Annotated in this window: 9 protein-coding genes; all 9 read right to left on the bottom strand. The window is 58.1% G+C overall.

What is annotated here, in order from left to right; genetic code table 11:
- Positions 1 to 88: 88 nt before the first annotated feature.
- The 9 genes from ACUHMQ_RS04675 to pseB all read right to left on the bottom strand — a co-directional run bounded on the left by ACUHMQ_RS04675 (position 89) and on the right by pseB (position 9,720).
- Positions 89 to 640, bottom strand: coding sequence for a GNAT family N-acetyltransferase (locus ACUHMQ_RS04675; RefSeq protein ID WP_445294283.1), 552 nt, complete (start codon positions 638 to 640; stop codon positions 89 to 91).
- Entirely contained in the window at positions 637 to 1,926 is a 1,290-nt protein-coding gene (locus ACUHMQ_RS04670) for a DegT/DnrJ/EryC1/StrS family aminotransferase (RefSeq protein ID WP_445294282.1), read from the bottom strand. Before ACUHMQ_RS04670 ends, ACUHMQ_RS04675 begins: the two co-directional genes overlap by 4 nt.
- A 27-nt stretch (positions 1,927 to 1,953) precedes the next feature.
- The gene (locus tag ACUHMQ_RS04665) at positions 1,954 to 2,982 is read right to left on the bottom strand and encodes a hypothetical protein (RefSeq protein WP_445294281.1); all 1,029 of its coding nucleotides are present in this window, start codon (positions 2,980 to 2,982) and stop codon (positions 1,954 to 1,956) included.
- Entirely contained in the window at positions 2,979 to 3,986 is a 1,008-nt protein-coding gene (locus ACUHMQ_RS04660) for a Gfo/Idh/MocA family protein (protein ID WP_445294280.1), read from the bottom strand. The genes ACUHMQ_RS04665 and ACUHMQ_RS04660 overlap by 4 nt, the downstream gene beginning before the upstream one ends.
- The gene (pseI, locus tag ACUHMQ_RS04655) at positions 3,986 to 5,038 is read right to left on the bottom strand and encodes a pseudaminic acid synthase (protein ID WP_445294279.1); all 1,053 of its coding nucleotides are present in this window, start codon (positions 5,036 to 5,038) and stop codon (positions 3,986 to 3,988) included. The genes ACUHMQ_RS04660 and pseI overlap by 1 nt, the downstream gene beginning before the upstream one ends.
- Before the next feature lie 332 nt (positions 5,039 to 5,370).
- Complete coding sequence (gene pseG / locus ACUHMQ_RS04650; RefSeq protein WP_445294278.1) at positions 5,371 to 6,867, bottom strand: UDP-2,4-diacetamido-2,4,6-trideoxy-beta-L-altropyranose hydrolase; 1,497 nt, start codon at positions 6,865 to 6,867, stop codon at positions 5,371 to 5,373.
- Entirely contained in the window at positions 6,864 to 7,571 is a 708-nt protein-coding gene (gene pseF, locus ACUHMQ_RS04645) for a pseudaminic acid cytidylyltransferase (protein ID WP_445294277.1), read from the bottom strand. The genes pseG and pseF overlap by 4 nt, the downstream gene beginning before the upstream one ends.
- On the bottom strand, positions 7,568 to 8,728 hold the full coding sequence (gene pseC / locus ACUHMQ_RS04640) for a UDP-4-amino-4,6-dideoxy-N-acetyl-beta-L-altrosamine transaminase (RefSeq protein WP_445294276.1): 1,161 nt from the start codon (positions 8,726 to 8,728) through the stop codon (positions 7,568 to 7,570). The genes pseF and pseC overlap by 4 nt, the downstream gene beginning before the upstream one ends.
- Positions 8,725 to 9,720 (bottom strand): UDP-N-acetylglucosamine 4,6-dehydratase (inverting), encoded by a 996-nt coding sequence (gene pseB / locus ACUHMQ_RS04635; protein WP_445294275.1) that lies wholly within the window; start codon positions 9,718 to 9,720, stop codon positions 8,725 to 8,727. The genes pseC and pseB overlap by 4 nt, the downstream gene beginning before the upstream one ends.
- Between the last annotated feature and the right edge of the window lie 94 nt (positions 9,721 to 9,814).

Genomic DNA, 9,814 nt, shown 5'->3' with positions numbered 1-9,814 from the left:
TGCTTCCTATCTGTTGCCCTGTGTTGCCAGCCAGGGCGATGATGATGGTTGATTGCGTATACTCGCCAGGACAGGCTGGCTTCCCAACCTATACCGCGAGAAATGCCTTCGCCAGGACAGCGAACTCCACGACGTCCACGAACTGCCCGTTCTTCCAGGCTGCTTCGACACGACGGCCCTCCTCCTGCATACCCAGCTTGTAGGCCAAGGCCATCATCGCGATATTGCTTGCGTAAGTACCGCAATAGATACGATTCAGACCGAGCGCCTTAAAACCATGCTCGACCAACAATAGTCCGGCCTCATAGCCGATTCCGGTTCCCCATACGCTGCGATCGCCCAGCAGAATGGCGAACTCGGCCGAGCGGTGGCGTGGGTGGATCTGGCTGAGCGCGATATTGCCGACGTGGCGACCGCTATCGGCGATGACGATGGCGAGGGTCAGGCTGTCCTGGCGTTGTTGATGGCTGCGAATAAATTCGCGCGCAGCCTCGCGGCTATAGGGAAAAACATGGTGGCTGTTGCCTGCGCAGACTTCAGGATCATTCAGCCACTCAACATACTCGCCATCGGCATCCGCTTCGCTCAAAGCGCGCAGTTCCACACGTGGGCCGCGTAAAAACGGCGGGGCTGCAATCATGCTCTGTCCTCACGTAGGTGATCGATCTGGGTCAGCACTTTTTCCCAGGCATTGGCGATGCTGTCCACATCGGCCAGGGAAAGACCAGCGTGGACATAATCGGCATAGAGCAGTGTTTGAAAATGCATCTGCTCGGTAACCGGACACAGGCCGCGCGCGTAGTTGAGTTCACCCTGGTAACCCGGATAGGTAAAGGGAAAGCCATCGCGGCCGATGGCAATGCGCTGCTGGTACATGGGTTGCAGATAGAGCGGTTCCACATAGCCTTCGCCAACCGGAATACCCTCGGCCCGCAGCGCCTGCGCCAACTTGGCGCGCGGCACGCCGCTGAGGCTCGCATCATATTTAATGGCATAGACGTACCAACCATGCTCGACGCTGGGCTGTACAAAGGGTGTCTGAATACCCGGCAATCCTGCCAGCCGCTCACTCAGCCGGGTGGCATTGGCTTGCCGGGCGGCAAGCAGGGTCGGCAACTTTTTCAGTTGTTCCGCTGCAATCGCCGCTTCGATTTCAGTCATACGGTAATTAAAACCGACCAGATTGACGAGGTTGGTTTCACCCTTGGGCTTGGTTACCGCTTCAGCGTGGTTGCGAATCAGCCGCATACGCTCGGCGAGTTCCGCATCCATCGTCACGGCAACGCCGCCTTCTCCGCAATGGATGGTCTTGTGATAGTTCAGGCTGAAAATGCCGATGTCAGCCAGCGTACCGCTATATCGCCCGTGATAACGTGCACCCGGCCCCTGGGCATTGTCTTCAATCACCCGCAGACCATGTTGGCGCGCCAAGGTCATGATGGGGCCAAAATCGGCGGGTTGGCCGAAAATGTCGACCACGATAATCGCCTTGGTGCGCGATGTAATACGCGCAGCTATCGTCTCGGCAGACAGGCAGAACGTAGCAGGATCGATATCGGCAAATACCGGTATCGCACCGTAAACCACTGCCGCCACTGCAGAGGCCGACATGGTGTAGGGCGAAACAATGACTTCATCTCCAGGCCCAATACCCAGCGCCCCTACTGCCGCGTACAGGCAGGATGTTGCTGAGTTCATCGAGACCGCGTGGGCGATATCGAAATGCTTCTCCCAGGCTCGCTCCAGCGCCTGGACCCTGTCTCCGCCGTAGAAGTCGGGTGTCCATGCTCCAAGAAAGCGCGATAGCACCGCGCTGTCGAGCACCGCATTTACCGCAGCACGTTCCTCCGGCCCCAAAGTGTTGTAGGCAGGCAAAGGTGCTGTGCGCACCGGGTTACCGCCCAACAAGGCAAGTTGTTGCGTCATACCTAGTACCATCCAGACACATCTTGTTCAGGCCAGCAGCCCTGCCAGCACATCCAACACACGCTGGGCCGACAAACCATCAAGCGAGGGCGCTTGCGGCTTGGGCCCGGCCAATGTGTCGGCCAGCGTTTGCGGCAGCTTTGCAGCATCGTCACAACGGCGGCTGAGACCAGAACGATTCGAGGGTAAGGGGTCGCTCGCTTGGCCACCGGGTTGGTAACTCAACACCCGACAGCCGAGGTAGCACGCTTCCAGCAGCAGCATCGAATGGATGCCCGCCACCATATCGGCACAACTAAGCAAATCATGAGCCAGTGCAGACGGCGCTAACCGTGTATTGGCCCATATCTGACCGATTCCAGCAAAGTCCGCCGAGTCTTCCCGCGGATGGGGTTTGACCCTCAGGGCGATCGGTAGTCCCAATTTCAATAAAGCAGTTTCGATATCCCGCAGCGCCGACTGCTCATCAATCGCTGGAGCCTGCCCCAGTTGCCTGGCCATCTGGCGCAATGGCTGCGATACAAAAATCAGCAGGTGCTCATCCGCCTTGACGCCACATTCAGTGCGCAGTGCAACCCGTGCCGCCTCGTTAAGCTGCCCTGCCCCTTGGGCTATAACATCCAGTGCAGGCTGGCCGGTTACCCTAAGTAGATCGGTATCGAATCCTTCCTTCACCATTTCGTCACAAGCCAGCTTGTCCGGCACAGCGATACAGTCAGGCAAATGTTGCTGCCCATCGAACAGAAAACGTGGCCGGTAGTTGCTCCAGAAGTCGAGCACCGCAAGGCTGGGCACTCGGAACTGTCTGGCTGCAGCAATCCAGCGTAATTCATGCTGGTAAGCATTCACTGAGGTCGCACACAGCAGGCCGGCGCCATCGGAGAAATCAATGGCTTCGGCCGGTGCCACATCCCAACCCCGCTCTGCCCACAACCGCGCTGATTCGGCATACGCAAACAGCCGGTGCGGCCATTGCTGCTTACGTAGACGCAGGATTACCGGCGCCAATGCATTGCCGCCACCCGGGTCACCGGCAACGATGGCCACCGGCTTCATCGTACCAGCTCCGCCCGGCCGCTTGACAAAGATTGGATTGCGGTCTGGGCAGCCAGCAGCGCTGCTACCCCATCCTCACCCGAGCAGCACGGCCGCCGATCTGTAATGACCGCGTCGCGCAAGTCTTCAACCGCTGCCAGCAAGAGGTCCCGCATACCGTTCTGGTCGGTCTCGCGCAGTGCCGGAAGGCGGTAGCCCGCGTAATATGGGCTCTCCTCCACCATGTACCAGTCAATCCGATGACCACTGTCACTGATCCGTACACGGCCTCTTTCCGCAACGATGTCCATCTCGAACAGGCTGTAGGCAAGGTGACTGGTGCTGAGCAGGCTGGCGTACAGGCCTGAATCAAGTTCGATACGTAAATCCGGGCTCGGGTCACCTTCAAAATCGGGCGCACTCCCAGCCCAGGCACGCAATTGGCGAATCGGGCCGAAGAACTGACGCAGCAGGTCCAGCCAATGGCTGCCGTTATGGCAGATACCCTTGCCGTAATAGCCGCAGACCTGCTGGATATTGCCCAGTGCACCCTCGACCAGTGCGATTTGCACCTTGGCATGCGCGGGGCAGAATCGCCGCGAGTAGTTCACCGCCAGCACACGCTGGTGCCCCGCCGCCAAACCAACCAGTTCGCGTCCATCCGATACAGTCAGCGCCAGGGGTTTTTCCAGCAGTACACCGCGTACGCCAGGCGTAACCAAGGCGGCTTTGGCCAAGGGGAAATGCAAAGCATCGGGTGCGGCGATGCTGACCAGATCAAGCCGTTCCGCTGCCAGCATGGCATAGGCGTCGGTATAGCGGCGCTCGGCCGGGATGTTGTAACGCTCGCCGCAATTGGCCAGCTTGGCGGGGTCCGCATCGGCAATCGCCCACAGTCCTACCCCGTCAGCAGCCCGATAGGCGGCCGCATGGGTATAGATGCCAATACGCTGGGCATCGTCGTCGAACTCGCACCCGATACGGCCACAGCCAATCAACCCTGCACGCAAGTCTCCCTGGGTCATCAGGCCAAGAGCTCCCACTTGAGCGGGGTGCCACGTTTGATGGGATTACCGGCCTTGCGACCGAGTACGATTTCCAATGCCTTGGGCGGCAGGCCCAGCCCGGGGCGGATAGCGCGGACATTCTCGGCCGTGAACACCTCCCCAGCCGCGACATCCTGCACCACATAGAGTGAGCGGCGGAATACCAGGGATTTCTGCTCGGCACTGGTCGCCCCATATTGCACTTGGCCCATGGCCTGCCATGCCCGTTCAGTCTCGACAACCAGTGCGGCCATTTCCTCGGGTTCCAATGAAAATGTCGAATCCACGCCGCCATCCGCCCGACGCAGAGTGAAATGCTTTTCCAGCACTGTCGCACCCAGCGCAACAGCTGCCACTGCGGCCCCCACCCCCATGGTGTGATCGGAAAGCCCGACCTGACAGCCAAACAGATCACGCAAATGCGGAATCGTACGCAGATGGGTATTGGCCGGCGTTGCAGGATAGGTACTGGTACACTTAAGCAAAACTAGGTCCTTGCAACCGGCAGCCCGCGCCGCCCGTACGCTTTCATCAAGCTCCGCCACATTCGCCATGCCGGTGGAAATAATCATCGGCTTACCTGTTGCAGCGACGCGGCGTATCAGCGGGATATCGGTATTCTCGAAGCTAGCGATTTTGTAGGCAGGTACATTCAGCGACTCGAGAAAATCGACTGCCGTTTCATCAAACGGCGTGGAAAACGCCAGCATGCCCAGCGCGTTAGCCCGCTCGAAGATCGACTTGTGCCATTCCCACGGCGTATAGGCTTCCTGGTAGAGCTTGTACAACGAGGTACCAGCCCAGAGGCTGTTCGGATCGGCAATATGGAACTCGCCCTCGTCGATATCCAATGTCATCGTGTCGGGCGTGTAGGTTTGCAGCTTCAAGGCATGGGCCCCGGCTTTGGCGGCCGCTTCGACGATTGCCAGCGCCCGGTCTAACGACTGGTTGTGGTTACCGCTCATTTCGGCAATCACGAAGGGCGCGGAGTCCGCACCCACAGTGCGATGGCCGATCTTGAAGCTATGCATGGTTTCATCCCTTTTCGGTATCGACACCGACGTACGAGATACAGCCCCTAAGAACCTATTTACGACCTTGCTGCGCAGCCGTGATCGGGGCTTATGTGCTGCTCGAAATCCTCATGTACTCAAGTACATTCCGGTTTCTGTGCTGCTCTGCGCCCCGCTGACAGCTGCTCGCAACAGATCGTAAACAGGTTCTGTACCTAAGTTTGCTGCCCATCAGCAATACGGTGTTAAAAACAGCCTCAGAATGCTCATTTACCACGCGTAAATTCCGCTTCCTCGGCTGTTTTCGTCTTGTCTTGCTTTAGCTCGCGAGACTTTAGACCGGTTCCAAGCTACACATTGAGCACAAAATGTTCACCACTTTGTTGGTAACCCGCCTGCCTGAATAACTTCTGCGATACCTCATTGCCTGCCAGCACCGTCGCATCGATTGCCACCACGGCTGGCCAATGATGTTTAAGCTGTTTATCACCCCTCGCCAGCAAAGCCTGACCCCAGCCCATGCCTTCCCGACCCGCGAACAGGTAGATTGATACTTCGGCGCGTTCCGGTGTAGTTGCTGAACGATCGTAACGCAGCATGCCTACCGGACCACCCGGCCCCTCGCCGATCAGTAGTAGCCGATCTGACAGCTGCAAGGTATGCGTGAGCCAGTTTAGATGCTGTTCCCAAGTGATAGGGTCGGAATTGCGTGACCAACGCCTTACGTGCTCTGCATTGCGGCCGTCAAACAACAGTTGCGCGTCTTCCAACGTGGCTGGTCGAAGTCGCAGCCCTCGCGTCAATAGCGCTGCAGCCATACGCCGCGTACCCTGACCATCCACCAGAGCACGGGATTGGGCTGCATAAGCCTGCCGTGCACTAGTATCGGCAATCAACTCATTGATCACTTGCTTCAGCGCTGCGACGGTAACCGCTTGTGAGGGCCCTAGGTAACGATGTACCCCCTGTCGTGACAATTGCTCGGCATTGGCTTCCTGGTTGGCGGCAATCGCAATACACACAGTTGGCAGGCCCAGCGCTGCACGTTCCCAGCTGGTACCCCCACCTGCACCGATAAACAGATCGACCTGACGCATCAATACCGCAAAGTCGCTGACAAACCGTTGCAACCACCAGGAGGAATGCCCAGCCACACGTTGCTGCAGCTGCGCCCAGCGCGGGTTGGCAGCGCCCGCCACGATATCGACTTCAAGTGCAGGGAAAGCTGCCAATGCATCCAATACCTTAAAGGTCTCACCGCCAACATCGACTCCGCCAAAACTCACCAGCACACGACCAACCTGCGGGGCAATTGCAATAGGTTCACCCGAGAATTCAGGTCGCAGCAGGGCATAGCGCGGGCCAAGCAACATTTGGCATTTGGCAGGGACCAAATCTGCATAGGCTGCAGCAGTGGCGGTCAGATTCTGGTCCAGCAACACATCAGCATCGTGTGGGCGGTTGGCAAGGTCGTCGATTACCGCAATATGGCTTGCAATAGCCCTTGCAGCTTTTTCCCAGCCTGCATCCAGACCATAGTGATCAACCAGTACCCAGTCGAAAGGTGGCTGCTCATCCATTTCGGCTTGCAGCGCGGCAAGATCAGCCTGCCAGTCGATCAGCGCTTCAATATTGGAATGGGTGGTGTCCTGCGGATACTGGCCTGGCAATGCAAAAACCGGAAAACCTTGCCCTGATATCTGCGCTAAAGCATTGCCGGGTAGGCTGCGGCAGGCAAATGTCACTAGGGCCCCGCCTTTGCATAATGCGTGCGCCAGAGTCAAACATCTGGCTACATGACCAAAACCGATGGCCAACGATGCATCGGTTCGGACCAATACCCTCACACGATTTCGCCACTGGCTTGCAAGGCACTGTAAAGGTATTCAGCCCGCATCCAGTCCTCAGGCGTATCGATGTCCTGCACCAGATAACGCGGCAATACCACGGGCAAGGAAGCAGGTGAGAAAATCACTTCACCACGTAACCATGCTTCGGCACGCCCCCAATAGAACTGGCCTGCGTCGTGAAATGCTGCTTCCAGGTCTTGCGAGCGGGTATTGCGGTATTCCGGGTAAAGCGCATCGACACACCCATCGGCCGTAAGCCGGATAGCCCGCTGCACTGGAAATGGGAAGGTCGTTACCGAGAACGCATATGCCTTGTCCGGCTGAGCCATGAGGGCTTGGAAACCCGCAAACAGATACTTGGCCTGCACAAAGGGCGCCGTGGCATACAGGCAGCACGCCATGCTTACTGCGTCCCCCTCGGCTTGCAGGGTCTTGATGGCATGCTGGATGACGGCAATCGTCGTGGCGTGGTCGTCCGCCAACTCAGCAGGCCGGCGAAATGGAACTTCCGCACCGAACAGCAGCGCCAATTCAGCGATTTCATCGTCATCGGTACTGACCACGACACGGTCAAATAAGCCCGCCGTTCGCGCCGCCTGGATAGCGTAGGAGATCATGGGCTGGCCATGGAACGGCTTGATGTTCTTGCGTGGAATGCGCTTGCTGCCGCCCCGCGCCGGGATAATTGCGACATTGCTCATGGTCGTACCGCCGCTCGAAGTTGGACCACCACATCATCCTGTTGCGCATCGGTCAGCCCCGCATACATCGGCAGGCTGATCGCCTCTGCATAGTAGCGCTCGGCTTCTGGAAAATCACCGGGCTGAAACCCCAATGCAGCATAGTAAGGCTGCAAGTGCACCGGGATGTAATGCACATTCACACCAATACCCCCCGCACGCAAAGCTTCAAACACATTACGGTGTGTCTGGCCGATGCGATCGAGCTGCAAACGCACCACATACAGGTGCCATGCTGACTCTGCCCCAGCCTGACGGGTTGGCAACTGCAACGGCAATCCTGCCAGCAGTTGGTCATACCGCGCCGCCAGCGCACGCCGGCGGGCCAGGAAGTCATCAAGTCGTTGCAGTTGCGAATAACCCAACGCCGTCTGCAGATCGGTAATGCGGTAGTTGAAGCCCAATTCCCGCTGCTGGTAGTACCACGGGCCGTGGCTGTTGCCCTGCATCTGCGCAGGATCGCGTGTAATACCGTGGCTGCGCAGGCGTTGCAGCCGCTGCGCGAGGTCGGTGCGGTTGGTCAGAATCGCCCCACCCTCCCCGGTCGTGATGATCTTGACCGGGTGGAAGCTGAAGACCGTCATGTCCGCAAAGTCGCCACACCCGACAGGACGCCCCTGGTAGGTCGCCCCCACGGCGTGCGATGCGTCTTCAATCACCGCAAAGCCATACACCTTGGCCAGCGCCGCAATACGCGCCATATCGCAACTCTGACCCGAGAACGCCACGGCAACCAGGGCGCGCGGCAGATGTCCTGCACGCTTGGCTTCCACCAGCTTGGCTTCGAGCTTGTCGACATCGAGATTCCAGGTAGCGGGGTCAATGTCGACGAAATCGACCTTCGCGCCGCAATAGCGTGCGCAATTGGCACTGGCGACAAAGGTATTGGGACTAGTCCATACGCTATCCACCGGCCCAAGGTCCAGGGCAAGGCAGGCAAGGTGCAATGCAGCGGTCGCATTACATACCGCCACAGCATGGCGGGCCTGGCAACGCGCAGCCAATGCCTGCTCGAAGCGCTCGATCGCCGGCCCCTGGGTCAGCCAGTCCGACTGCAAGGCCGCTACCACGGCTGCCACATCGTCAGAACTGATTTGCTGGCGGCCGTAAGGAATCATGGTGTCTGTCGGTCCAGTTGGGTGAGCTCAGGAATGGTGAAGTAGTGCGGATTGGTATCCGACACATACTCGAACCCTTCCTGCACACGCTGACCACGTTCACCCAAACCATCCTGCTGGTAATCCGCCTGCACGATGAAGCTGATGGAAGGGGCAATCACGTAGTGGCGGGAAAACTCGAAGGTATGCAGCGCATCGTCCTTGGAAATCATCATCTCGTGTAGCTTTTCACCCGGACGTATCCCCACAACATGCTGCTGGAGCTGCGGCGCCATGGCAGTGGCAAGGTCAACGATGCGAGCCGAAGGGATCTTGGGAACAAAGATTTCACCACCGTGCATGCGGGCGAAATTCTCCATCACAAAGCTCACGCCCTGGTCGAGGGTGATCCAAAAGCGCGTCATGCGCGGATCGGTAATCGGCAGAGAAGCGCCACCCTCGTTGATCAGCTTGCGAAAGAACGGCAACACCGAACCCCGCGAACCCACTACATTGCCATAACGCACTACGGCAAAACGGGTCTTGTGGGTACCGGCGATATTATTAGCGGCAACAAACAGCTTGTCGGACAACAGCTTGGTTGCGCCATAGAGATTGATCGGGCTCGCCGCCTTATCGGTGGAAAGCGCAATCACCTTGGCAACGCCATTTTCGATGGCGGCGTTGATGACATTCTCGGCACCCGAGACATTGGTGCGGATACACTCGGTAGGGTTGTATTCCGCTGCTGGCACCTGTTTGAGTGCTGCGGCATGCACTACATAATCGATACCGCGCATGGCCTGCCGTAAACGGTCTCCGTCGCGCACATCGCCGAGGAAGTAACGCATGCAGGGAGCATTCAGCACCTGCTGCATCTCGAACTGTTTCAGTTCATCACGCGAAAACACCACCACACGGCGAGGTTTATGGCGTTCCAGCAAGGTATGGATGAATTGCTTGCCGAAGGATCCGGTCCCCCCGGTGATCAGAATGGCTTTGTTATCAAACATGCTCACTCTCGGTTACTGTTTCAGGTTGATGGCTTTGCATCCAAGAACCTATTCACTATCTGTACTGCGCAGCTGTGATCAGGGCTTATGTGCT

This window comes from Chitinimonas violaceus (assembly GCF_052601015.1).
This window is presented reverse-complemented; position numbering and strand designations above follow the sequence as displayed.

Bases quoted from the DNA above. Each gene is read 5' to 3' on its own strand.
- pseI (WP_445294279.1), bottom strand. From the start codon at position 5,038: ATGCATAGCTTCAAGATCGGCCATCGCACTGTGGGTGCGGACTCCGCG.
- ACUHMQ_RS04660 (WP_445294280.1), bottom strand. From the start codon at position 3,986: ATGACCCAGGGAGACTTGCGTGCAGGGTTGATTGGCTGTGGCCGTATC.
- pseB (WP_445294275.1), bottom strand. From the start codon at position 9,720: ATGTTTGATAACAAAGCCATTCTGATCACCGGGGGGACCGGATCCTTC.
- pseC (WP_445294276.1), bottom strand. From the start codon at position 8,728: ATGATTCCTTACGGCCGCCAGCAAATCAGTTCTGACGATGTGGCAGCC.
- ACUHMQ_RS04670 (WP_445294282.1), bottom strand. From the start codon at position 1,926: ATGACGCAACAACTTGCCTTGTTGGGCGGTAACCCGGTGCGCACAGCA.
- ACUHMQ_RS04675 (WP_445294283.1), bottom strand. From the start codon at position 640: ATGATTGCAGCCCCGCCGTTTTTACGCGGCCCACGTGTGGAACTGCGC.
- ACUHMQ_RS04665 (WP_445294281.1), bottom strand. From the start codon at position 2,982: ATGAAGCCGGTGGCCATCGTTGCCGGTGACCCGGGTGGCGGCAATGCA.
- pseF (WP_445294277.1), bottom strand. From the start codon at position 7,571: ATGAGCAATGTCGCAATTATCCCGGCGCGGGGCGGCAGCAAGCGCATT.